The 22677-nt window shown below is 59.8% G+C and carries 18 protein-coding genes and 6 pseudogenes; 14 read left to right on the top strand and 10 right to left on the bottom strand.

Features of this window, described 5'->3' with window-relative positions:
* Nucleotides 1-38: 38 nt before the first annotated feature.
* Nucleotides 39-254 (bottom strand): hypothetical protein, encoded by a 216-nt coding sequence (locus LOZ74_RS09195; protein ID WP_230290975.1) that lies wholly within the window; start codon nt 252-254, stop codon nt 39-41.
* 137 nt (nt 255-391) lie between these two features.
* On the opposite strand from LOZ74_RS09195, the pseudogene LOZ74_RS09190 reads away from it, so the two are divergent.
* Nucleotides 392-742, top strand: a pseudogene (locus tag LOZ74_RS09190) (integrase core domain-containing protein); the annotation flags it as partial.
* A gap of 30 nt (nt 743-772) precedes the next feature.
* Here LOZ74_RS09190 and LOZ74_RS09185 read toward each other — a convergent pair.
* From LOZ74_RS09185 to LOZ74_RS09150, 7 genes are all read right to left on the bottom strand, one after another.
* Nucleotides 773-2413 carry a long-chain-fatty-acid--CoA ligase gene (locus tag LOZ74_RS09185; RefSeq protein WP_230290974.1) on the bottom strand — a complete coding sequence of 547 codons (1641 nt, stop codon included), beginning with the start codon at nt 2411-2413 and terminating at the stop codon, nt 773-775.
* Nucleotides 2414-2490: 77 nt separating this feature from the next.
* On the bottom strand, nt 2491-4251 hold the full coding sequence (locus tag LOZ74_RS09180) for an acyl-CoA dehydrogenase C-terminal domain-containing protein (RefSeq protein WP_230290973.1): 1761 nt from the start codon (nt 4249-4251) through the stop codon (nt 2491-2493).
* Nucleotides 4252-4494: 243 nt separating this feature from the next.
* A complete protein-coding gene (locus tag LOZ74_RS09175) occupies nt 4495-5181 on the bottom strand; it encodes an OmpW family protein (RefSeq protein WP_230290972.1) in 687 nt (228 codons plus the stop codon).
* An 84-nt stretch (nt 5182-5265) separates the two neighbouring features.
* Nucleotides 5266-6930 (bottom strand): GMC family oxidoreductase, encoded by a 1665-nt coding sequence (locus tag LOZ74_RS09170; protein WP_230290971.1) that lies wholly within the window; start codon nt 6928-6930, stop codon nt 5266-5268.
* A 46-nt stretch (nt 6931-6976) separates the two neighbouring features.
* Nucleotides 6977-8431: an aldehyde dehydrogenase family protein gene (locus LOZ74_RS09165; RefSeq protein WP_230290970.1), complete on the bottom strand. Its 1455-nt coding sequence runs from the start codon at nt 8429-8431 to the stop codon at nt 6977-6979.
* A gap of 58 nt (nt 8432-8489) precedes the next feature.
* Nucleotides 8490-8867, bottom strand: coding sequence for a rubredoxin (locus LOZ74_RS18310; protein WP_370638816.1), 378 nt, complete (start codon nt 8865-8867; stop codon nt 8490-8492).
* A gap of 180 nt (nt 8868-9047) precedes the next feature.
* Nucleotides 9048-10232 carry an alkane 1-monooxygenase gene (locus LOZ74_RS09150; protein ID WP_230290969.1) on the bottom strand — a complete coding sequence of 395 codons (1185 nt, stop codon included), beginning with the start codon at nt 10230-10232 and terminating at the stop codon, nt 9048-9050.
* A 205-nt stretch (nt 10233-10437) separates the two neighbouring features.
* Between LOZ74_RS09150 and LOZ74_RS09145 the strand changes: the two genes are divergently transcribed.
* The 4 genes and pseudogenes from LOZ74_RS09145 to LOZ74_RS09130 all read left to right on the top strand — a co-directional run.
* Nucleotides 10438-11667 (top strand): NAD(P)/FAD-dependent oxidoreductase, encoded by a 1230-nt coding sequence (locus LOZ74_RS09145; protein WP_230290968.1) that lies wholly within the window; start codon nt 10438-10440, stop codon nt 11665-11667.
* Between the two features lie 159 nt (nt 11668-11826).
* On the top strand, nt 11827-12648 hold the full coding sequence (locus LOZ74_RS09140; protein WP_230290967.1) for a hypothetical protein: 822 nt from the start codon (nt 11827-11829) through the stop codon (nt 12646-12648).
* Nucleotides 12649-12725: 77 nt separating this feature from the next.
* Nucleotides 12726-14465: a LuxR C-terminal-related transcriptional regulator gene (locus tag LOZ74_RS09135; RefSeq protein ID WP_370638908.1), complete on the top strand. Its 1740-nt coding sequence runs from the start codon at nt 12726-12728 to the stop codon at nt 14463-14465.
* Between the two features lie 117 nt (nt 14466-14582).
* A pseudogene (locus tag LOZ74_RS09130) lies at nt 14583-14750 on the top strand (transposase); the annotation flags it as partial.
* Between the two features lie 145 nt (nt 14751-14895).
* Here LOZ74_RS09130 and LOZ74_RS09125 read toward each other — a convergent pair.
* Nucleotides 14896-15201 (bottom strand): annotated as a pseudogene (locus LOZ74_RS09125) (IS5/IS1182 family transposase); the annotation flags it as partial.
* A 28-nt stretch (nt 15202-15229) separates the two neighbouring features.
* Nucleotides 15230-15508: pseudogene (locus tag LOZ74_RS09120) on the bottom strand (transposase); the annotation flags it as partial.
* Between the two features lie 68 nt (nt 15509-15576).
* Between LOZ74_RS09120 and LOZ74_RS09115 the strand changes: the two are divergent.
* The 9 genes and pseudogenes from LOZ74_RS09115 to LOZ74_RS09075 form a co-directional block, all read left to right on the top strand.
* Nucleotides 15577-16365: pseudogene (locus tag LOZ74_RS09115) on the top strand (IS256 family transposase); the annotation flags it as partial.
* Between the two features lie 43 nt (nt 16366-16408).
* Nucleotides 16409-17773 (top strand): transposase, encoded by a 1365-nt coding sequence (locus tag LOZ74_RS09110; RefSeq protein ID WP_230290966.1) that lies wholly within the window; start codon nt 16409-16411, stop codon nt 17771-17773.
* Between the two features lie 83 nt (nt 17774-17856).
* A pseudogene (locus LOZ74_RS09105) lies at nt 17857-18315 on the top strand (transposase); the annotation flags it as partial.
* An 18-nt stretch (nt 18316-18333) separates the two neighbouring features.
* Entirely contained in the window at nt 18334-18639 is a 306-nt protein-coding gene (locus LOZ74_RS09100; RefSeq protein WP_304505948.1) for an aromatic-ring-hydroxylating dioxygenase subunit beta, read from the top strand.
* Between the two features lie 60 nt (nt 18640-18699).
* Nucleotides 18700-18975, top strand: a complete 276-nt coding sequence (locus LOZ74_RS09095; RefSeq protein ID WP_304505947.1) for a non-heme iron oxygenase ferredoxin subunit — start codon at nt 18700-18702, stop codon at nt 18973-18975.
* The gene (locus LOZ74_RS09090; RefSeq protein ID WP_230290964.1) at nt 18975-20216 is read left to right on the top strand and encodes an NAD(P)/FAD-dependent oxidoreductase; all 1242 of its coding nucleotides are present in this window, start codon (nt 18975-18977) and stop codon (nt 20214-20216) included. Before LOZ74_RS09095 ends, LOZ74_RS09090 begins: the two co-directional genes overlap by 1 nt.
* Nucleotides 20207-21049: a cis-2,3-dihydrobiphenyl-2,3-diol dehydrogenase gene (bphB, locus tag LOZ74_RS09085; RefSeq protein ID WP_230290963.1), complete on the top strand. Its 843-nt coding sequence runs from the start codon at nt 20207-20209 to the stop codon at nt 21047-21049. The genes LOZ74_RS09090 and bphB overlap by 10 nt, the downstream gene beginning before the upstream one ends.
* A complete protein-coding gene (bphC, locus tag LOZ74_RS09080) occupies nt 21046-21921 on the top strand; it encodes a biphenyl-2,3-diol 1,2-dioxygenase (RefSeq protein ID WP_230290962.1) in 876 nt (291 codons plus the stop codon). Before bphB ends, bphC begins: the two co-directional genes overlap by 4 nt.
* 40 nt (nt 21922-21961) lie before the next feature.
* The gene (locus tag LOZ74_RS09075; protein WP_230290961.1) at nt 21962-22657 is read left to right on the top strand and encodes an OmpW family protein; all 696 of its coding nucleotides are present in this window, start codon (nt 21962-21964) and stop codon (nt 22655-22657) included.
* The last annotated feature ends 20 nt before the right edge of the window (nt 22658-22677 follow it).

Raw genomic sequence — 22677 nt, 5'->3', positions numbered from 1 at the left:
CTATGGCACAACAATGCCGCCGGGGGGCGTCCACCCCATCAAGTCCAGTTGCCGGTTGCCTCGAACCCGATCCGAACGAGCAGATCAAAGTCCTGCAGCAATCGTGACAGGCGTTGGAAATCCTCCAGTGAGTTCTCGATCGTCAATCGCCGGCGGCGCTTCTTGCCAGGAATACCGATCAGCACTTCATGCCGGTGCTTGGAAATATCGATAGCGACAAGCAAGGTTGGAACTGTAGAATCATAGGCGGTCATAGCCGGTCTCCTCATCAGTGTGGTTGTTCCAAAACCACTGTTGAGACCTGAGACCCAGTTATGGCCACGCGCTGCGCTATTAGAGGGCTGCGCGGGAGGCCATAACCTCTGATCAGCGCTCATTCCCGACGTGCTACGGCCCCAGCTACATCGCGGGCGAACTCGCCGAGTACATCGAGGCCCAGCAGATGAGCCACGTCCGCGGAGCCCCGTTGCATCCGCAAACCCAGGGCAAGATCGAACGCTGGCACCAGACCCTGAAGATCCGCATCCTGCTGGAAAATTACTTCCTGCCCGGCGATCTCGAGGCCCAGATCGAGGCGTTCGTAGAGCACTACAACCACCAGCGCTACCACGAGAGCCTGAACAACGTGACCCCGGCTGATGCCTACTTCGGCAGGACTCCCGCCATCATCAAGCGCCGCGAAACCATCAAGCGAAAGACCATCGAACATCGCCGCTTGCTTCACCGCAAGCTCGTCGCCTAACATCAACCCCCAGACGAGGCTCGCTCTCCGCTAATCCACGCCCCGATCTGAGCCAAATGTCTCGACGACGGACAGCCGGATGTCCTTTTTGGAGAGCTTGCCCGTGGCGGTGTGCGGCAATTCGTCAACGATAATAAGATCATCCGGCACGCACCATTTGGACGTCTTGCCCTTGTAATGGGCGCGCATTTCGGCACGGCTTAATTCGGCACCGGGCTTCAGCACTGCCACCAGCACCGGGCGCTCTCCCCAACGGGTGTCCGGCCGGGCGACGATGGCCGCCTCCTTTATGGCAGGGTGAGCTTGAGCGATGTTCTCCAAATCGATTGAGGAGATCCACTCGCCACCGGATTTCACAACATCCTTGGTGCGGTCGACAATCTGGATGAAACCGTCCTTGTCTATGGTCACCACGTCGCCAGTGTCGAACCAGCCCGGATACTGCTCGTGGGCGGAGCCGGTGTCGGCGTTGAAATAGGCCGCGGCCACCCACGGTCCGCGCACCAGCATCGAGCCGAAGCTCCTGCCATCGTGCGTCACCTCGCGCCCTTCGCCGCCGACCACACGGAACTCCATGCCGAACACCGGCCGGCCCTGCTTGCATTCCAGCGCCAAACGATCCTCTGCGGGCAGGAGACGGTGCTTGGGCTTCAGCGCCGCGGAAAGGCCCAGAGGGCTGGTCTCCGTCATGCCCCAGGCCTGTCGCACCTCCACCCCCTTGTGGTGAAATCGACTGATCATGATGGCTGGTACCGCCGACCCGCCGATGATCACCCGCTTGAGAGAGGTAAACTCTTTGGCGTGGCCGTCCATCCAATCCAAGAGGCCGAGCCACACGGTGGGCACGCCGGCGGTCAACGAGACGCCCTCCGCCTCAAACAATGCGTACAGGCTCGCCCCGTCGAGCCGCGCGCCCGGCAGTACCAGCTTGGCGCCCACCATGGGCACTGCAAAGGGCAGGCCCCATGCATTTACATGGAACATGGGGACGATGGGGCACACCACGTCATTGGCAGAGAGCCCCAGCGCATCCGGCGCAGTGATGGCCATAGCGTGCAGCACGCTGGAGCGGTGGGAATAGAGCACGCCCTTGGGGTCACCCGTGGTGCCCGAGGTGTAGCACAGGCCGGAGGCAGTGTTCTCGTCGAAGCTTGGCCAGTCGAAGCTGTCCTGCTCGCCGTCGATGAGGGTCTCGTAGCACTTCAGGTCTGGCAGCTTCTGCGCGAGGATATCGGATTCAGGCATGTGCGCTGTGTCTGTCATCGCCACTACCGCCTTCAGGCCATTCAACTGGTCCGCCAGTTCCTCGATGACGGGCAGGAAGGTGAGGTCGAAGAACAGCACGCTGTCACCAGCATGCTCGATGACGTAGGCTATCTGCTCGCGGAATAGCCGTGGGTTGATGGTGTGGCACACGAAGCCGGACCCGGACACGCTGTAATACAGTTCCATGTGCCGATAGTCGTTCCACGCCAGCGTGCCGACGCGGTCTCCGGTCTCCAGACCCATGCGCGCGAGCGCACTCGCGAGCTGTCGGCTGCGCCGGGCGAGGTCCGCGTAGGTGTAGCGGTGGAGGCCGCCGTCCATCGTGGCGGATACGACTTCGGCGTCACCGTGATACGCCTCAGCATGCCTCAGTATCCCTGACACCAGCAGCGGTACGTCCATCATGGTTCCGAGCATTGTTTCCCTCCGATTATTTGGTGCTTGTGCGTGGGTTCCGGGCGTCGGTCGTCTCGGCCAGATCTTCAAAAGGCGTCGGCGTCGAGCGCCATGAGCGAGGACGCGCCGCTGGCGAGTGCGGCTTCCAGGCCGAGCGTCTGCGGCAGCATGCGCTCTACGAAGAAGCGGGCAAGGGCGGTCTTGCGCACTTCCACAGCCGTCGCCTGGTCCAGGGCCGGCACGGCGGCGGCCATGCGCACCCACATCCAGCCGAAGGAGACAAGGGCGAACAGGCGCAGATAGTCAGTGGCCGCCGCACCCAGTTCCGCTCCACCGCCACTCCCGGCGAGGCGCTGCGTCACCCGCTCCAGCCGCGCCAGGGCTTGCGCCACGGGCGTCACCAGCCCTTCACCGGCGGTTGGCAGCGCGGCGTCCAGTTCTGCGCGGATGAGGGTGAAGAAGCGTTGGGTCAGCGTGCCGCCGTCGAGGGCGAGCTTGCGTCCCACGAGGTCCATGGCCTGAACGCCATTGGTGCCTTCGTAGATCTGGGCGATGCGGGCATCGCGCACATACTGCTCCATTCCCCATTCGCGGATGTAGCCGTGCCCCCCCAGCACCTGCTGGGAGGCCACCGCGGTCTCGAAGCCGAAATCGGTGAAGGCGGCCTTTACCACCGGCGTCATGAGCGCCACGAGGAGGTCAGCCTCCTTTCGCACTGCGGCATCCGTATGGCGGTCGGCGATATCCATCTGCAGCGCCGTCCATATCGCGAGGGCGCGCGCGCCTTCGGCGAAGGCGCGCCCCGACAGCAGCATCTTGCGCACGTCGGGATGGTCGATAATTGCCACTGGGCCTGGCGTGCCGTCGCTGCCGCCGCCCTGCAGGCGCTCCTTGGCATAGGCGACGGCCTTCTGATTGGCCGCTTCAGCGATGCCGAGGCCCTGGATGCCGACGAACAGCCGTTCCGCGTTCATCATAGTGAACATGGCATTCAGTCCGCGGCCCGGCTGTCCCACCAGCCAGCCGGTAGCGCCATCATAGTTCATCAAACAGGTGGGCTGCGCATGAATGCCCATCTTGCGCTCCAGTGCACCGACGCTCATGGAATTGCGTGCACCAAGGCTGCCGTCGGCATTCACCAGGAATTTCGGGGCGAGGAACAGGCTGATGCCTTTCACGCCCTTGGGCGCGTCCGGCAGGCGGGCAAGCACCAGATGAACGATGTTGCCGCCGAAATCCTGATCGCCGGAGGAAATGAAAATCTTCGTGCCGGTGATAGCGAAGGAGCCGTCAGCGTTCGGCACGGCCCGGGTCGAAAGCAAGCCAAGGTCGGTCCCGGCGGAGGACTCCGTCAGCGCCATGGCGCCAGTCCACTCGCCGGAGATCATCTTCGGCAGGAAGGCTGCCTTCAATTCCGCTGAAGCATGATGGCCGATGGCTTCTACCGCCCCGCGGGTGAGGCCGGGAAACAGTCCGAAGGACAGGTTGGCCGAGGACAATATCTCGTCGAGCAGAATCTGTAGCACCCGCGGCAGACCCTGGCCACCATAGGCAGGGTCGCCCGAGAGCGAGCACCAGCCAGCCTCCGCGAAAGCGAGGTAGGCGGCAGCAACACCGCTGGGGGTGGTGACGACACCGTTTTCGAGCGTGCAACCCTCCTCGTCACCTGGGCGGTTCAGCGGCTCCAGTACACTGGTTGCGAACTTGCCAGCCTCTTCCATAATAGTGACGGCGAGCTCTGTATTCACCTCCTCATAGCCAGGCAGGCTGGCCATGATCGCGTCGAAGCCGAACACCCGCCGCAGCAGGAAGGAGATATCCGCGACGGGAGCGGTATAAATAGTCATAGTATCATTCTCGGGAGATCAGTTTCGCAGGGGCTTGCCGGGGCGAGCACAAATCAAATCTTAAAGGTGACGGCCTGCGCCTCCTCACCCAGACCATTGACAGCCCCCTTAGATCGAGTGGGCAACAATTCTACCATCGCCATTTTACTCCGTCATAAGTTGAATGACCTGTGAGATACGCAATGGGCGGTGCATCATTAGGGTCAACATATAGTTCTCCATGCGATGTATTCGAATATATATTCAAAAACGAAGGGTAACCCCAACGCTCGTCAGAATGGGATCGATGTCGAGCCGGGTCAGCGCGGGCGCTCCACCTAGCGAACCTGACGCGTGCGTGGAGAATGGAACGTACCGAACGTCAGCGTTCAGCATCCATGATTTATTGAGTTCGTACCGAACGCCCAATTGCCCCGTCGGCGCCCAACTGTCGCGGATGTTGAAATCGCTCAATGCTCCGTCGTGCTTGTTGAAGAACAGGACACGGCCGACGCCTACTCCCACATAGGGATGAAGCTTGCCCTGGCTCTTGAAATGATACTGAGCCGAAAGGATTACTGGTCCATAATGGACCTTGGCCAGTGTCCCGAGCGGTCCGATGCGGCCGGTGCTGTCGATTTCGGCAGGTGCGGGCACCCCAAAAAACACATTGGCGGCGATGTTCGGCGTAAAAAAATACCCGACGTCCAGAGTCGGCGTAGTCGCGTTTCCAATTCGCACGTTAGAGCCGGGTAGAGGTGCACCCGCCAGAGTGATGTTCGGGGCGTTCTCATCCACAAAAACCTCGGTCGCATTCACAGTGACAGCCCATCGCTTCAGTTTCGGCGAGTTCTGCGCGGAAGCGGGCGTGGCAAGAACGGTACTCAGTAGGAATAATGCTCCGGCAAGCGGCAAAGCCGTTGGATCCGCAGGCTTAGGAATGAAGATCATGTTATTCTCCTCTCCTTGTGATGCGCCGTCACTGCAGGACGTCGTCTGTAATTATTCGGCCAGATCAGCCGTAGGAACGCCCATTCATCCGACCTGACTTCGCTGCCTGGCACCTAGAGATACGGTGGAGGATGATCCCTCCTCCGTGCCCGCCTTGAGCCTTGTTTTCCCGAGAATGAGCTCGGCGGCCCGTTCCGCGATCATCATCGTTGGCGCGTTGGTGTTCCCAGCGACGAGGGTGGGCATGATGGAGGCATCGACGACACGAAGGCCCTCCACCCCGCGGACGCGCAACGCCGGATCGACGACGGAATGCGGATCTCTTCCCATCCGGCATGTCCCAACCGGGTGGTAGATCGTTTCGGCCCGATGGCGGATGTCCGCTATGACGTCAGCTTCGCTCTCGATTGACGATCCGGGAACCAGCTCGCGTTTCGAAAAGGTCGCTATCGACGGCGCCGACAGGATCTGACGCCCGATCCTTACCGCCGAGACCATCGTCTCGATGTCTTCGGGAGCCGAGAGATAGGCGGGATCGATCAAGGGATCGTCGAGCGGATTCCGGCTCTTTAGCCCGATCCGGCCCCGGCTCTTCGGCAATAGATCGCAGACATGCAACGTGTACCCATAACCGAAGGCGATCTGGCGGCCGTGGTCCTTCAGCAGAGTAGGAAGGAAGTGAAACTGCAGGTTCGGGCGACTTTGTGAGGGTGAGCTTTTGACGAATCCGCCGGATTCGGCAACGTTACTCGTCAGAAAACCCCGCCTCTGGAACACATAGGATAATGCGCCAGCCAGTGCCCGCGGGATGAACGATGGGGCAACCCCGATCGGCGTACGATCGTTCGCCTCGTGCATGATCGTGATGTCGAGATGATCCTGCAGGTTTTTTCCAACCGCCGGCAGATCGACGACGACCGGAATGCCGACCCCCCCTAATTCTGCCGCGTCGCCGATGCCGGAAAGCATCAGCAACTGAGGTGAATTGATCGCACCGCCCGACAGAATGACCTCGCCCCTGGTGCGCAGGTCGGTGAGCTTGTCACCCGACGCATAGGTCACGCCGACCGCCTTGCGCCCTTCCAGAATGATCCGCGTTGCCCGCGCTCCGGTTACTATTCGGAGATTAGGCCGCCCTTTTGCGCCTGACAGAAAGGCTCGGGCGGAACTCCAACGCCGCCCTTTGCGTTGCGTAACCTGGTAGAAGCCGATCCCATCCTGTGTGTCGCCATTGAAATCGGCGTTGTGCGAATACTGCGCTTCTTGCCCAGCCTCAACGAATGCTTCGCTCAGCCGGTTGACGGTCTGAAGATCGCTGACGTGAAGCTCGCCATAACCGCCGTGGTGCGCGTCAGCTCCGAATCGCTCGTTCGCCTCCATCTCCTTGAACAACGGAAGGACATTATCGAAGGACCAGATTGGGTCGGCCGCCTCTCCCCAGGCGTCATAGTCCTCGCGATGACCACGGATATAGACCATTGCATTGATCGAGCTTGAGCCGCCGAGTGTCTTTCCACGCGGCCAGAACAGTCTCCGGTTGCCGAGGTTGGGCTGCGGCTCAGTCTCGTAGGCCCAGTTAAGCGTCTTGCTCTTGGAAAGAAGAGCGATCCCAATGGGCATATGGATTAGCGGACTGCGGTCGGGTGGCCCCGCCTCAAGCAGGCAGACCTGTATCTCAGGGTTTGCTGACAAACGCTCTGCTAGCAAACAACCAGCGGATCCCCCACCCACTATGATATAATCAAACATCCATCTCTCCGATCTGTAGTGCCAAGACAACTCTCTGTCTGGGCGCTCAGCCTAGAATGCGAACCGTAATATCGATCAATCGCTTCACGGCGGGTGTGTAGGGCGGAAACAGAAGCCGCAATACAGAGAACCTGTCCCTCAACACTGCGCGTTCGTGCGAGAATGCCTTGAAGCCGTGGAAGCCATGCGCGCTTCCGATACCGCTGTTGTTGACCCCTCCGAACGGCAGATTGGGGTGCAGGTACTGGACGACGTTCTGGTTGATACAAACACCGCCGGAACTGGTCCGTTCGATGATTGATTCCCAAGCTGGGGCGTGCTTGCTGAAGATATAAAGAGCGAGCGGCTTGGGGCCGGTGTTGATTGTATCGATTACGCGGCTGATATCGTCGTATTCGATCACTGGCAGAATTGGCCCGAAAATTTCTTCCCGCGAAATTGCCATTTCGGGGTCGGTCCCCCCGATCAGCGTTGGCGAGAGATATTTCTGATCCGGATCTCGAACCCCTCCTTCGAGGACCAGCGCGCCGCGCGAGGTTGCATCGTCGAGCAGCGCGCTGAGGCGATCGAAATGCCGAGAATTTACGATCCGCCCGTAATCCTCACCGCATTTCTGATCGCACTCCGTCTCCCCGTATACGCGCCGAATTTCGCGGCGGAGGGCACCGACAAGGGACTTCGCCTGATTGCGCGCGACATAGATGTGATCGGGTGCGATGCAGGTTTGGCCATTGTTGGAGAACTTTCCCCAGACGATCTTGCGCGCTGCGTCGTCGATATCGGCTGTCGAATCGACGATCGTTGGCGATTTGCCGCCCAGCTCGAGCGTCACAGAGGTCAGGTGCTTCGCGGCGGCTTCCATCACAATTTTGCCGACTTGAGGGCTGCCAGTGAAGAAGATATGGTCGAACGGCAGGTCCAGCAGTGCCTGTGATACCAATGCGTCGCCCTCGCACACCGCGACCTGTTCGCGCGGAAATGTCTCTTCAACGATCTGCCGGATGATGGCGGACGTCGCCGGCGTCAACTCCGACGGTTTGATGATAGCTGTATTTCCCGCAGCCAGGGCTGACGCCAGGGGACCGAGGCTCAGATTGACAGGATAGTTCCACGGAGCGACAATTAGACACACGCCTTTGGGTTGGTAACGTACGTGTGCGCTGGTCCCGAACATGCCGAGTGAGCCCGGGACGCGGTGCGGTTTTGTCCAGGATCTTAGGTGCCGTTTGGCGTGGGATATCTCCTGATAGACCGGGAAGAGTTCGGTCAGCCGCACCTCCGGCTCCGGCTTTCTGAAATCAGCGCCAAGCGCGCTGATGATGTCGCCTTCGCGCCGCTTGATCGTGTCCTTCAGCCGCGTCAGGCTATCCAGCCGATCCCGCAAGCCGAACCGGGATCTATCACGCTCGACCGTTTCGCGCTGACAGGCGAAGAGACCCTGGATATGACTCACGTCCAGACCAGGTTCGGAGCTGGCGCGCGGGAATGCTTGAACATTCATAGGACTCTCCTCAAAATGACGTGGCTGTCGAAGTCGCACGGGGTCACCTGGCGCTCCGTCAGAAGTCCAGACGTTCATAATCTTCCTTGGTCGCGCCGCAGTCCGGGCAGTACCAATCCGCGGGCACATCGGCCCATCGTGTGCCGGGGGCAAGCCCGGTCGCCGGGTCGCCCAGCGCTTCATCGTAGACGTGGCCGCAGGTCACGCAGTGCCATTTCGCGAATGGCTCCGCGTCCGCGGAAAGCTCCGCCGGAGCCGTGTTGACAGCACCCCCCCCAAGAGGAATGAAGTCCGGCTTGTCGCGAACCGCGCAGTCTGGGCATGCCCAATTGTCGGGAATTTCCGCCCATGTCGTGTTAGGCGCAAAGCCTTCGTGCGGATTGCCCGTTGCTTCATCGTAAATATAGCCGCAATCAGGGCACTTATATTGAGTCATCACATTACTTTCTACTTCGCGCTTCAGCGCAGCGATGTCACCGTGACAGGCGAGACCGACCGGAACGCCATGGAAGACTCGCCGCCTCGGAGGCGCTCCGGTTATGATTATAATTATCCGATGAGCGACCGAGGCGTCTCGAAAATCGCTCGCCTTGTCAGCAACCCAAGTGAGCGGACTCTAGGGAGTCCGGGACGCCACACCGTATTTACGGACGATCTTCTTTCTGTGTGCCGGATCTATCTGGATCTTGCCGATATCGCCATTAGCCCATTTCACGACGCGGTGATCCATGACAGACCGAAAGACCGGCGGGATCAGTGCCATGAAGAACATACCTGGGTAGCCGGTAGGCAGTTCCGGCAAGCCCTTGAAGTCTCGGAGCGACTGGTAGCTGCGCGTCGGGTGGGCGTGATGATCTGAATGCCTCTGCAGGTGGAACAGAATGAGGTTTGACGCGATGTGGTTGCTGTTCCACGAGTGGCGCGGTTGAGCGCGCTCGTACCGACCGTCCGCCATCTTCTGGCGCAAGAGTCCATAATGCTCTATATAGTTAGCGCTGGTAAGCTGCCACCAGCCGAACGCCATTTGAATGGGCAAAAATACTAGCAACTTTGGATCCGGCCCGAAAGCCAGCAGGAGGGCGGCATATACGGCCAGAGTGATCATCAGCGGGGGAATGATCTCGTTGTCTAGGCTCCAGACACTCTTGCCGACACGTTCTAGCCGCACTTTCTCCAGATTCCATGCGCGCAGGAACGCGCCCGGAATTTCGCGGAGCGAGAACTTGTAGATGCTCTCGCCCATGCGAGAGGTAGCGGGATCCTCTGGAGTCGCCACGTCGCGATGATGACCCTTGTTGTGCTCAATGAAAAAGTGACCATAGCCAACTACGGCCAGGACGATCTTGGCCATCCAACGATCGAAGGGCTCCTTCTTGTGGCCGAGTTCGTGGCCGGTATTCAGCGCCAGCCCATTGACGATGCCCAGTGAGAAAGCGAGAGTCACCACCTCCCACCACGCGATCGGCTGCGTCGCGATCCACCATGCACAGCCGACCAGCGAGGCATAGTGCACCGGAACGGTCAGCCAGGTGAGAACCCGGTAATATTTATCCGCCTCCAGACGGACCACTGCTGTTTCGGGGGGATTGTTCGGATCCTTGCCGAGCAGGACGTCGAAAGCCGGAATCACACCATACCAGACGAACAGTGTGAAGGCATAGAAGATGCTCCATCCCGTCAGGTGGACGAGATAAAGCCCGATAAGGGGTGCCGCCGGCCAAACGACCGACAATACCCATAGGTAGCGTTTCCTGTCGACATAGCGATCAGGCGCGCCGTCACTCAAAATGGTTGTGCTCATGGACATCTCCTCTCGATGCGCACGCACTTTCTGCGTTGCTAACGTTGGGCAAGTCGTGCCGCTTTATAAGCTTGGCTGCTTCATCTCGTAGAACAACCCAACTAAAGTGGGGTTTTGCATTGATCCGAATTTTCTATCGAATGAGCCTGAAGATCAGATTGATCGACCTGCCGGTCGAACCACAGCGTTTCAGGAGAGAGCATCTATGGGCCGAGCGGATGAACATGTCGTGATTCTGGGGGCGGGCCATGCGGGCGGAACGGCGGCAGCCCTCCTTCGCCAGCTCGGATTCGAGGGGCTGATAACGCTCGTTGGTGAAGAATCCCTCCTGCCCTACCATCGTCCGCCGCTTTCCAAGGCTTCGCTCCGGGCCGAACCGGGTAAAGCTCCGATGCTCCTGAAACCGTCCGGGTTCTACGAAGCATCTCAGATAGGCCTGCGACTGGGCATTCGGGCGGACAAGCTGGAACGCCAATCTAGGACGGTGATGCTATCGACCGGCGAGGATCTGCAATACGACTATCTCATCATCGCGACGGGCGCTCGCCCTATCAGGCTGCAGGTAGAGGGGGCGGGCCTAGACGGGGTTATGGAATTGAGAACGGCGGGCGACGCGGAACGACTCAAACACGCCCTGCGAGCCGGCCAGCGCCTTGTCATAGTCGGCGGCGGCTACATCGGCCTGGAGGTGGCGGCGTCTGCAAAAGCGCTTGAAGCGGAAGTAACAGTGATTGAGCGCGAGCTGCGACTGCTCGCCCGCGTAGCCTGCCCAGAACTTTCCACCTTCTTTCACAAATACCATGCGAAACAGGGCATCCACTTCGAACTGGGTGTCGCCGTGTCGGGGTTCGAAGGTCATGATGGGCGTGTAAGCGGTGTGCGTCTCGACGATGGTCGAACGATCGCGTGCGATGCGGTCCTCGTCGGCGTCGGCGCCGTTCCCAATGACGAAATCGCGCGGGATGCCGGGCTTAATACCGGCGCTGGCATTCTCGTCGATCTTGAAGCGCGCACATCTGATCCCGCCATCTTCGCCATCGGCGACGTCGCCCGTCGCCCGATCCCGCACTACGCACACATCGCCCGTCTCGAGAGCGTGCCCAATGCGCTCGAACAAGCCAGACAGGCCGCCAACGCCATTGTCGGCGGCCCCTCGCTGACCCACGAAGTTCCGTGGCAATGGTCCGACCAATATGATATGAAACTGCAGATCGCCGGCCAGGCGATCGATGTCGACCACGTCCTTCTGCGAGGCGTCCCCTCTGCCGCAGGCTTTGCAATTTTCCATTTGAAGGGCGATCGCATCCAGTGCGTCGAAGCGATCAATTCGCCACAGGATTTCCTGGTTGGTAAGCAATTCATCAGCGCGCGCACGACTATCGACCCTAGCAAGCTGAGCAATCCCGCCATCCCTTTGAAGGAGGCCGTCATCTGACCCGCTTTGCTCATCGCCGGCGGAGGCGTCGCGGGGGGAATGGTCACCAGCGTTCCGGTTGGTTTTGGCAGGAATGGCAATCTCTGTAATAGGAGTTCGGTTGTTCCGCTAAGACCGACGGAAAAGGCAGGCTAGAGCAGGAGAGGAAGTTCGACGATCATGGATGATGTCAATGAACGGGTAGCGTTGCTCGCGTCTGGATGCCTTCCGCGCCCGCGCCTGCTTAAGGGTGATGAAGCTAGGCGCCGCCACCTCCTTCGCGCGCCTTCTGGCTATGGAAAGAGTGTCGCGATGGCCCAGTTCTGGGCCAACCGCCGTCAAGACGGGGCCTATATGGCCTGGGCGTCCGCCAAGGAATGCGATTATAATCCCCGTCTGCTCGCAGAGCGCATCCATGCGCAGATAGTCGCAGCATACCGCGCCACCGGGAATGATTCCCCACCGCTTCCGGACGTCGTTCCTCAGACACTCCAAGCTCTCGCCGCCTGGTTGCAGGAACTCATTGATCAATCGGAGTCGGATATTCTCCTCTGTTTTGACGACATCGGGTTTTATCCGGATTTGACGGATGAGATCGAGGACTTCATGCTTACTGCGCCGGCTGACGTCGAGATCATGGCAGCAACGACTGCGGGCATCGGCTTTGCGCGCATCGCCGCCCGGCGACAGCTCCGGGAAGTCGGGACTGATGCGCTCGCCTTCACGCTTGTCGAAGCGAATGCAGTCGCGCGTGGCGAGCCCGGAACTCTCATCTCGGAACCGGACATCCATTTGCTCTGGAAACGAACACTGGGCTGGGCGGAACCACTATGCCTTTTGTTACAGGCCGCTTCAGCGATCATGCAACTGCCGAACGTCTGGTCGTTGATCGTGTCACCGGTCGCGATAGCGATCTGGATCGATATTTTCGCAGCGCCATACTCGCCAGTCTCCCCAGTGATGTGCGGGAGTTCTGCATCCGCGCCTCGATCCTTGGGGTGATCTCCGCCGACTACTTCAACCATGTTTTTAGCAGGAGCGATGGGGCCTACTTCATCGAAGAGCTCTCCGCCGAACGCATGCTGCTTACCCCACAGGACCGAACACAGTTAGGTTATGAATTTCACCCGCTGCTTCGCGAATTTCTCGAGCATAGGTTTGCGGTGGAACTTCACGGTCTCAAGTCGGAACTATTAGTCCGGCCTGCTCAATGGCAGCGGGCAAACGGTCATAGTCGCGAAAGTATCAGCCTCTATCTGCGAGCGGGCGACTTGGACGCTGCGGCCGAGGTCGCGTCAACGAGCATGATAGACATCGCGTTGCGCCAAGGGGAGGTGGATCAGATCCAGCTATGGCGGCGCAGCTTCTCCGAGGCCGTCTCTGCCCCGACGATCATTGTCGGGTCGGCCTGGGCGCAGATTTTCAGCCACGACCAGAAACAGGCGGCCGCGCTGCTGGCGGAACTTCGCGCCGTTAGCGTCGGCCTTTCCGACGAAGCGGCCCGGCGGCGGACGAAGTGGTGGTGCGATCTCGTCGCCGCGATCGGCGAAGCAACCGCGGACAATCTTTCCGAAAGCAGACGGCAATGCGAGTTATGGATAAAGTTGAATGGTGATGCTGATCTCGTCTCCAGGGGGGCAATCCTCACATGCCTGTGCTTTATCGCAGCCAGCGAACGTCGGTTTGATGACCTGGAAAAATTGAGTCTTGAAGCGTCCGCCGTCAACGTCACCGCCGACCATCGGTATGCGCTCGGCTGGCTTCACAGCGCGATAATCTACAGCGACATTTCGCGGGGCAATATGCAAGGCGCCGCTGAGCGCCTTAGATGGGCGCGAAACGACAACATAGCCCAGATCAATGCCACACCGTTCTCTGCCAATCTCCTGGAAATACTGGAGCTTGAACTACGATACGAGGCGAACCAACTTGACGGTATCGCCTCACGGGTTGGTAATGTTCTGGGTTTCGTACGTCAACACGGCGTGGTAGATTTCCTCTTTTCAGCCTTTCGTACTGCGGCAGCCATCGCCAATCACGAAGGCGACCGGAGAGTCGCCAGCGAACTCCTTTGGGAGGCGCGCCTGATCGCCGGGAAATGCACCTTCCCGCGTCTTGATGTGCTCGCGCGTCTTGCCCTGGCCTATCTACTGGTCCTGGATGACCCCGACGAGGCCAGCGCGATCTTGCCGGCGCAAAGCGAGCCTGTCTTTCAGACATCACATGGCCCATGTTTACGCGCCATGAGATCCCTCGCGGAAGCTCGTATCGCAGCGCGAAGAGGGAAGCATCATCTGTCGGGCCGGTTAGCGAGCGCCACGTTGGATCACGCGCGTCGCAGCCAATCGAGCAGGCTGGAAATTTCAGCTCTGTTGTGCCTCGCGGGCGCCAATGCGGCAACAGAAAGGCTGACGGTTGCCGAGCAACGCGTGGCGGATGCCATCGAAATTGCCGAACGGAAGGGATGTTATCGAACGTTGCTTGACGAGCGTCAATATCTGGAATTTTTAGGACCAAGCTCGATACCGCTGCTCGATCTCCTGCCAGGCGATCAGGATTTTGGCAGCCACCGCATCAAGTTAAATGATTATCCTGCCTTCACATCAAAAGAAATCAAAAATGATATCCTTACGAGAAAAGAATTGGCAATTCTCCATAAAATTAAAGACGGTCTTTCAAATCGCGAAATTGCCCTGAAATATAGAATTAGCGAAGATACCGTTAAATGGCATGTCCACAACATATTTTCCAAGTTTGGAGTTAAAAATCGCGTCCAGGCGATATTATTGGCGGATAGTATGAAGCTATTTAACAACTGAAAATGTCCCCCGTCAGCACCCATGGCACAGATTTGAGGTTGTGATTTAAGGAGGGTTTGGGCTTCGTCGTAGTGACGAAGGAACGAAGATGAAGCCCAAACCCTCCTTAAATCACCGGTGAAGGCCCCTGCGGAGCGGGTGGTGAAGGACATCCGGCGGCGGACGCGTCGGCACTTCTCGGCCGAGGACAAAATCCGCATCGTGCTCGAAGGCCTGCGTGGCGAGGACAGCATTGCCGAGCTGTGCCGCCGTGAAGGCATCGCTCAGAGCCTGTATTACACCTGGGGACCTCCATCAACCCGGTGGATTTGACGATGGCGGCGCGATGAGGGGCTGACGGGTTTCATGCGGCCGCTACGCGGCGCATTCTCTATCGTTTCGAGCCGCTCATCATTGCTTTCCTGGGTAATTCTCCGCCCTCCGGGCACACTTATCCCGTCGCTGCGCGAGTTTCGTGGAAGATCAGGCGGTGCATGTTGAACGCCAGGTTGGCGAGGGTGATCCTGGCCTCGGCGCGCTTGATGCCGATGGTGCGGATGAAGAGGCCCATCTTTGCCTTCTGGTGCGCGAAGACATGGTCGACGCGGGCACGAACTTTCGACTTGGCGGCGTTGGCCTTGGCGGTGCGTTCGGGCATCGGTCGCCCTTTCGGCTTGCGACGATGGATACGGTTGACTTTGCCCTGCCGCCTGAGCCAGCGTTCGTTGGCCTGGCTGCGGTAGGCAGTATCGGCCCAGCCCGCTATGCGCCAGAGGTTTTTCGAGGCGTCTAGCTTTCGCTAAAAAATCCCGCTCCACAACCAGTTGCCCGATCTTGGCGCGCAGCTTCTCCACCTCGCTCTCAGTGGCTGCCCTCGCCGCATCGCCAGCCCCGGAGAACGTGCTCGCCATCCCGTCGATGGCCTGCCGCTTCCATGCCGCGATCATCGTGTGATGGACGCCGTGTTTCGCAGCCAACTCCGCCAGCGTCAGGTCGCCGCGGATCGCCTCAAGCGCAACCTTGGCCTTGAAATCCGCGCTGTAGCGCTTCCTCGTCGTCTTCATTCCCGTACCAAGGGACCGTCAGGAATTTCGTGTGTGGGCGGGCATAATGGGTAAGAAGGAGACCCTGTATGCCTCGACGCAAGGAGCCGGCGATCCCGGCTGATTTACTCGATCAACTCTTGGCCGGCAGCGATGCCGCCAGTGCGCTCCAGCAGGGCGGCCTGCTGGATTCGTTGAAGAAGGCGCTGGCCGAACGGGCGCTTAACGCCAAGATGGATTACCACCTTGGCGATGCCTCGCAGGCCGGGAACAGCCGCAATGGCTATGGCCGCAAGACGGTGGTGACGGACACCGGCAAGATCGAGATCGAGGTGCCGCGCGATCGCCAGGCCAGCTTTGATCCGCAACTGATTGCCAAGTACCAGCGCCGGTTTCCGGGCTTCGACGACAAGATCGTATCGATGTATGCGCGCGGCATGAGCACACGGGAGATCGTCGGGCACTTGCGCGATCTGTACGGTATCGACGTCTCGCCGGACCTGATCTCGACGGTGACCGACGCCGTGCTCGAAGAGGTCGCCGCCTGGCAGGCCCGGCCGCTCGATCCTGCCTATCCGCTGGTTTTCTTCGACGCGATCCGGGTCAAGATCCGCGACGAAGGTCTGGTCCGCAACAAGGCTATCCACATCGCGCTGGGCGTGCGTGCCGATGGCGGCAAGGTCGTCCTCGGCCTGTGGATCGAGCAGAACGAGGGCGCCAAATTCTGGCTGCGGGTGATGAACGAGCTGAGGAAACGCGGTGTTGAGGACATCATGCTGGCCGTCGTAGACGGCCTGAAGGGCTTTCCAGAGGCCATCACCGCCGTGTTCCCCGAGGCGATCGTCCAGACCTGCATCGTGGGGTCGTTGAAAAAGTCGCGCCGGTCTGATTCACTGTGTCGAGGCAGTGGGAGATGGCATTATGCTTGGCTGCAAGGAGCGGGGTCAGCTTGAACTATTCATCACGGGATCGCTTCGTCAGCTGATTCCGGACGATCACGTCCTGGCGCGGGTGGACCGGGTTCTCGACCTGAGATGGCTGCGCGACGAGGTCAGCGACCTTTACTGCGCTGACAATGGCCGTCCCGGTATCGATCCCGAGGTTGCGGTCCGGCTGATGCTCGCCGGGTTCCTGCTTGGTATCGTGCATGACCGCCGACTGATGCGCGAGGCGCAGGTGAACCTGGCGATCCGCTGGTTTTGCGGTTTCGCGCTACATGAGCCGTTGCCGGATCATTCTTCGCTGACGCGCATTCGTCAACGCTGGGGAGCAGAACGTTTCCGCCGTATTTTCGAGCGGACGGTGCAGGCTTGTATTGCCGCGAAGATTGCAACCGGCGAAGTCGTCCATATCGATGCCTCGCTGATCCGTGCCCATGTCAGCTGGGACTCGCTGGTTGTTCGCCACGTCGAGGCGGTCACCGAGGCGAACGACGAAACGCTTTTCGACAATCGCAAGAAGGGCAGGTCAAAGAAGGTTTGTGTCACCGATCCCGACGCGACCATGGCGACCAACGGCCGCAACCGCCGACTTGAACCGGCCTACAAACAGCACACCGCCGTGGACGATGTCGCCGGCGTCATCGTCGATGTAGAGGTTGCGACCGGTGAGGAGAACGAGGGTATAGCTGTGGTCGCACGGCTCGATGCCATCACCGCGACGACCGGCGCGGCGATGGCGGTTGCCACAATGGATGCCGGTTATGCCTATGCCAAAGTCTTCCGCGCGCTTGAAGATCGCGAGATCGAAGGCGTGGTTCCGGCCAAGGCCGAACCGCCGCCCGGCAAGGTCATTCCCACCCGTCGCTTCAAGTTTGATGCGCGCCACAACATCGCTCGCTGCCCTAGAGGCAAGATCCTGCACCCCAGGGGCAAGCTTCAGCGCGGAGCGTTTCAGCATTTTCATGCCAATGCCAAAGATTGCGCGGCATGCCCGCTCAAGGCGCGCTGCGTCAGCCCGTCGCGTTATGGCCGTGTGGTCGTGTTCAATGTCAATCACCCATCATTGCTACGGGCGCGGCGTAAACGGCTGCGGTGGGGTGAGCGAGAAGAACGGCTCTATCAGCGTCACCGCTGGCGGGTCGAAGGCGTCCATGGCGAAGCCAAAACCTGGCATGGTCTTGCGCGTGCCGTCCGGCGCGGTCTCGATAACATGCGCATCCAGGCATTCCTCACCGCCGCCGCGATTAACCTCAAGCGGCTCGCCGTCGCCCTGATTGCGCTGATTTACGGGGTTTTGAACACCCATACGCGCCGGAAACAGTTGCACAGCTTCGGTGTCGCTTGATCGTGCGCCCCAGTCGCAAAACTCGTGGCATTGGCAGACCATCTGTCGCAGATCGACGATAATGGGGCTTTTTCAACGACCCCATCGTCCATTTGCTGCGCAACTCGATGGACTTCGTGTCGTGGAAGGACCGCAGGGCGCTCGCTGGTGCACTGAAGACCGTCTACCGCGCCACCGATGCCATCGCTGCCGAAGAGGCCCTGACAGCCTTCGAGGCCGGCGAATGGGGCCGGCGCTATCCTGCGATCGGCCAAAGCTGGCGCCGTGCATGGGCCGAGGTCATCCCGTTCTTTGCCTTCCCCGACGAGGTCCGCCGCATCGTTTATACGACAAACGCCATCGAGGCGTTGAATGCCCAGCTTCGACGGGCGGTCAGGGCCAGAGGGCACTTTCCCAGCGACGATTCAGCGACCAAGCTGCTCTATCTGATCTTGAACCGATCCGAGAAAGAGTGGAAAATGCCGCCACGTGAGTGGTCCATAGCCAAGGCCCAGTTCGCCGTGCTGTTCGGAGAACGCTTCATCAAGGCCATGGCGGCGTAATGTTCAACCGCCCTACATATGATGAAGGGCCGGATTCGGAAGATCACGTCCGATGTCAGCTGGTCCGAGAACCCCGCATCGCGTACCCGGCACATTATCAGCAACGTGATGATCGCGCAGGGGGAAGTGCTGGAAGAATACCAGACCTCAAACGCATTTATCGTCTATCGCAACCGGTTGGAGCGCCAGCTCGACATCTTCGCCGGCGAGCGGCGTGATACGCTGCGGCGCAAAGAGAGCGAAGCCGGATTCGAGATCGCCAAGCGCACGATCCTGATCGATCAAAGCACGATCCTCTCCAATAATCTCAGCTTTTTCTTTTAGTGTGATCGAAACATGGCATGGACATACATTCTGCGGCGATCGGACCTTCAACCAGGCGATATGCACCGCCACGAAGGTGGATCAGAGCCTGTGCTTTTGTGCAACGTTGATGGTGAGTTTTTTGCTGTGCAAGACACCTGCACGCATGGAGAGTGGGCCCTCTCCGACGGCTATCTGGACGGCGATATCGTCGAATGCTCGCTGCATTTCGCCAAGTTCTGCGTGCGGACAGGCAAGGTAAAGGCTCTTCCAGCCTGCAAGGCGCTCCGGGTGTTCCCAGTTAAATTGGAAGAAGATTTCATCCTTGTCGATCTTGATGCCGGAGAGGTGACCTGATGGTTGGTCACGTCGCGATCATCGGCAATGGCGTTGCGGGCGTCACGACAGCTCAAGTCTTGCGCGCCGAAGGCTTCGAGGGGCGGATTTCCTTGATCGGGGACGAACCCCATCTGCCTTATGACCGGCCTTCGCTGTCCAAAGCCGTGCTCGGCGGCGATCTCGCGGAGCCGCCATTGCTCGTTTCGAACGAGTGGTATAATGAAGCGCAGATCGACTTGATCTTCGGCAAGACGGTAACGAGGCTGGATGCGAGTGAGCGCGCAATTAGCCTTGACGACGGAAAGGAGTTTGCAGCCGACGTCGTTGTCGCCGCAACGGGCAGCAGCGCCCGGAAACCCCTTCTCGCCGGCGGGGATCTCGCCGGCGTCGCCACGCTCCGCACGCATGATGATGTGGATCGTCTGCGTCGAGATTGGGCGCCGGGAATGCGGCTCGTCGTGATGGGCGGCGGACTGATCGGCTGCGAGGTCGCGACAACGGCAAAAAAGCTCGGATTGGAAGTGACCATCCTAGAATCCGCGGACGAATTGCTCGTGCGTGTCCTGGGGCGCCGGATCGGCGCTTGGAGCCGTGAGCAACTGAGGAGCTTGGGCGTGCGCGTGGAGCTTGGCGTCGGCGTCAGTGCGTTTGTCGGCGAAGATCGGCTCACAGCAGTAATCGCTAGCGACGGCCGTCGGTTCGCCGCGGATAGCGCGCTGATCTGCATCGGCGCCGAACCGGTCGACCACCTCGCGCGCGAGGCGGGGCTTGCCTGCGACCGCGGCGTGATCGTCGATGGTTGCGGCGCAACTCTCGCGGATGGAATTTTCGCGGTCGGCGACGTGGCGAACTGGCCGCTGCGGGACGGCGGGCGGCGGTCGCTGGAGACGTACCTGAATGCACAGCGCCAAGCGGCAGCGGTGGCGGCGGCGATCCTTGGAAAGAAGGCAACCGCGCCGCAAGTGCCTGTCTCCTGGACCGAGATTGCCGGGTGCCGGATGCAGATCGGCGGCGACATCGAGGGCCCAGGCGAGGTCGTGCTTCGCGGGACCCTTGGGGGCGGGCCGGCGCTTCTGTTTCGAGTATTGAATGGTGTGGTTCGGGCAGTTGTTGCTGTGGACGCGCCACGCGATTTCGCCATGGTGGTCAAACTCGTCGAACAGCAATCTATCGTCGCCGCCGAGGCGCTGGGAGACGTCAACATGAGCATGCGCGATCTCGCGCGCTCAAGTCAGGAAGGAAAACAATTATGCGGCTGAAGGGAGAAGTGGCCCTGGTGACGGGCGGCGGGTCCGGGCTTGGGCGAGCGATCGTTGACCGCTATGTCGCCGAGGGCGCCCGCGTTGCGGTGCTTGATAAGTCGAGCGCCGGGCTTGCGAGGCTCAAAGAAGCTCATGGCGACGCCGTTGTTGGCGTCGAGGGCGATGTTCGTTCTCTCGACAGCCACAAGCATGCCGTTGCTCGATGCGTCGAAGCATTCGGCAAACTCGACTGCCTAGTGGGGAACGCGGGCGTGTGGGACTATATCACGCCGTTGGTCGACATTCCCGATGATCAGATCGAAGACGCCTTCGACGAGATGTTCGCCATCAACGTCAAGGGCTATCTCTTGGCTGCCAAGGCCGCCCTGCCTGCGCTTTACAAGAGCAGGGGCCGTGTGATCTTGACCGCGTCGAACGCCGCCTTCTACACCTCGGGCGGAGGTGCTCTCTACACAGCCAGCAAACACGCGGTTGTCGGTCTGATCAAGCAGCTCGCATATGAATGGGGGCCGCATATCCGTGTCAACGGCATCGCGCCCGGCGGGATCATCGGCACTGATCTGCGCGGGCTCAAAGCTCTAGATCTGCAAGACAGAAGTATTGCGACGATCTCGCTCAAGGACATGCTTGAGAACGTTCTTCCGGCCGGGCAGGTCGCGACGGCGGAAGAATACGCGGGCGCCTATGTCTTCTTCGCAACGCGTGCGGAAACCGTTCCGTTGACCGGCTCGATCCTAGACTTCAACAGCGGTTGGGGAGTTCGCGGGTTAATCGACGTGAGACTCGGAGCGGAACTCGACAAGCGCTTCTCCGAAGGAGAGGCCGCATGAGCATCCAGCGATTGAGCTATCTGGGATTTGAGGTTTCCGACATTGCCGCCTGGCGGGCCTTCGCTGCCGACAAGCTTGGGCTGATGGAATCCTCTGCGGTCGCGCACCGGGCCCGGTTTCGCATTGATTCCCGCGCATGGCGTCTCAGTGTCGACAAAGGCCAAGCCGACGACCTTTCATTCTCGGGCTATGAAGTCGACAGCGAGGAAGCTTTGACGGCAGTTAAAAAGAGGCTGGAGGCGCGTGGCGTTGCGGTGCTCGTGGAAGGCCAGGACATAGCGACGGATCGCGGCGTCCTAGGGCTTGTGTCATGCAAAGACCCGGCGGGAAATCGCGTCGAAATTTGCTATGGCCCGACAGAGGTCTTCGAAACGCCGTTCATTTCCCCTGCGGGTGTTTCAGGGTTCCTCACCGGCGACCAAGGTTTCGGCCACTATGTGTTGAACGTCCCCGACGCCAGCGCTGCGCTTGATTTCTATATCAAGGGCCTTGGCCTTCATCTCTCGGATATTATCGATTGGAAGCTGAGCGACGAGTTGACGGTCCGCATTTATTTTCTTCACTGCAACGGTCGTCATCACACGCTCGCTCTTGGCAGCTTTCCGGGTGACAAAGCGCTCCATCACTTCATGCTCGAAGCGACGCAGTTTGATGACGTTGGCTTTGCCCTTGAGAAATTCGAAGCCGATGGCGCGATCGTAGCGACGCTCGGGCGGCACACCAACGATCACATGGTTTCGTTCTACGGGGCGACTCCATCGGGCTTCGCGGTGGAATACGGGTGGGGCGCGCGCCAAGTCGAAACAAACTGGTCGGTCGTGCGCTACGACAAGATCAGTGTTTGGGGGCATCGTTTTATCGGGCTCGGTTAGCCCGAAGCCGAAAATTGAAAAAACCAGGGGGAGACGATCGTTGAAAGGCAATTTGGTTTTTGGCCTGCTATTTGGCCTTGGCTTGGTCATGCTGTCGTGGCCGGCGCAGGCCCAAGAAAATCAAACAGGTTTGCCTTATGCGGCCGAACCTTCCGGCGACGATTTCCGGCGCTGGCTACTCCATGTGGACATCGCGAACGTGTTCACTAACGAGAGCGCGGATGTCGCGGTGGGCGGCGCGCGTGTGCCGGACGGATCAGTCTCGATGGCCGACAATCCGACGATAACCTTCGACGCAAGCTATTTCGTGACACCAAATTTCGCTGTCAATGTTTATGCGGGGTATCCGCCGCGCGCGCACATCAAGGGCGCTGGCTCGCTCGCCGCCTTCGGCACGCTGGCGAACGCAAACTATGGTCCTTTGACTGTGTCTGGCGAATATCATTTCTCGGATCTAGGCGCGTTCAAGCCGTATATCGGCGTCGGCGTAACTTATGCTGTGTTCCTGAATGTCGACGATGCCGCGCTCAGCAACGTTGATGTCGACAATGCGTTCGGGCCGGCGTTCAAACTCGGCCTCGACTACGACATTTCTGAGCGTTGGACAGTACACGGCTATGTTCAGCAAGTTTGGCTGAGCACGGACGTTAGCGCCACGGTCGGCGGTGCGCCCGCGGCGGCGAACGTAACAATTGATCCTACGATTGTCGGCGTTGGTCTTGGCTATCGTTTCTGAATCCTGCCGGATAACGAGAA

This window comes from Croceicoccus sp. Ery5, from assembly GCF_020985325.1.
Lineage (GTDB): Bacteria > Pseudomonadota > Alphaproteobacteria > Sphingomonadales > Sphingomonadaceae > Croceicoccus.
The sequence above is the reverse complement of the archived record's forward strand: the minus strand, read 5'-3'. Positions and strand labels throughout refer to the sequence as shown.

Excerpts from the sequence above, each read along its gene's own strand:
- LOZ74_RS09195 (WP_230290975.1), bottom strand. The coding sequence starts at position 254 with ATGACCGCCTATGATTCTACAGTTCCAACCTTGCTTGTCGCTATCGAT.
- LOZ74_RS09185 (WP_230290974.1), bottom strand. The coding sequence starts at position 2,413 with ATGATGGACGTACCGCTGCTGGTGTCAGGGATACTGAGGCATGCTGAG.
- LOZ74_RS09180 (WP_230290973.1), bottom strand. The coding sequence starts at position 4,251 with ATGACTATTTATACCGCTCCCGTCGCGGATATCTCCTTCCTGCTGCGG.
- LOZ74_RS09175 (WP_230290972.1), bottom strand. The coding sequence starts at position 5,181 with ATGATCTTCATTCCTAAGCCTGCGGATCCAACGGCTTTGCCGCTTGCC.
- LOZ74_RS09170 (WP_230290971.1), bottom strand. The coding sequence starts at position 6,930 with ATGTTTGATTATATCATAGTGGGTGGGGGATCCGCTGGTTGTTTGCTA.
- LOZ74_RS09165 (WP_230290970.1), bottom strand. The coding sequence starts at position 8,431 with ATGAATGTTCAAGCATTCCCGCGCGCCAGCTCCGAACCTGGTCTGGAC.
- LOZ74_RS18310 (WP_370638816.1), bottom strand. The coding sequence starts at position 8,867 with ATGACTCAATATAAGTGCCCTGATTGCGGCTATATTTACGATGAAGCA.
- LOZ74_RS09150 (WP_230290969.1), bottom strand. The coding sequence starts at position 10,232 with ATGAGCACAACCATTTTGAGTGACGGCGCGCCTGATCGCTATGTCGAC.
- LOZ74_RS09145 (WP_230290968.1), top strand. The coding sequence starts at position 10,438 with ATGGGCCGAGCGGATGAACATGTCGTGATTCTGGGGGCGGGCCATGCG.
- LOZ74_RS09140 (WP_230290967.1), top strand. The coding sequence starts at position 11,827 with ATGGATGATGTCAATGAACGGGTAGCGTTGCTCGCGTCTGGATGCCTT.
- LOZ74_RS09135 (WP_370638908.1), top strand. The coding sequence starts at position 12,726 with ATGCTGCTTACCCCACAGGACCGAACACAGTTAGGTTATGAATTTCAC.
- LOZ74_RS09110 (WP_230290966.1), top strand. The coding sequence starts at position 16,409 with ATGCTTGGCTGCAAGGAGCGGGGTCAGCTTGAACTATTCATCACGGGA.
- LOZ74_RS09100 (WP_304505948.1), top strand. The coding sequence starts at position 18,334 with ATGATGAAGGGCCGGATTCGGAAGATCACGTCCGATGTCAGCTGGTCC.
- LOZ74_RS09095 (WP_304505947.1), top strand. The coding sequence starts at position 18,700 with ATGCACCGCCACGAAGGTGGATCAGAGCCTGTGCTTTTGTGCAACGTT.
- LOZ74_RS09090 (WP_230290964.1), top strand. The coding sequence starts at position 18,975 with ATGGTTGGTCACGTCGCGATCATCGGCAATGGCGTTGCGGGCGTCACG.
- bphB (WP_230290963.1), top strand. The coding sequence starts at position 20,207 with ATGCGGCTGAAGGGAGAAGTGGCCCTGGTGACGGGCGGCGGGTCCGGG.
- bphC (WP_230290962.1), top strand. The coding sequence starts at position 21,046 with ATGAGCATCCAGCGATTGAGCTATCTGGGATTTGAGGTTTCCGACATT.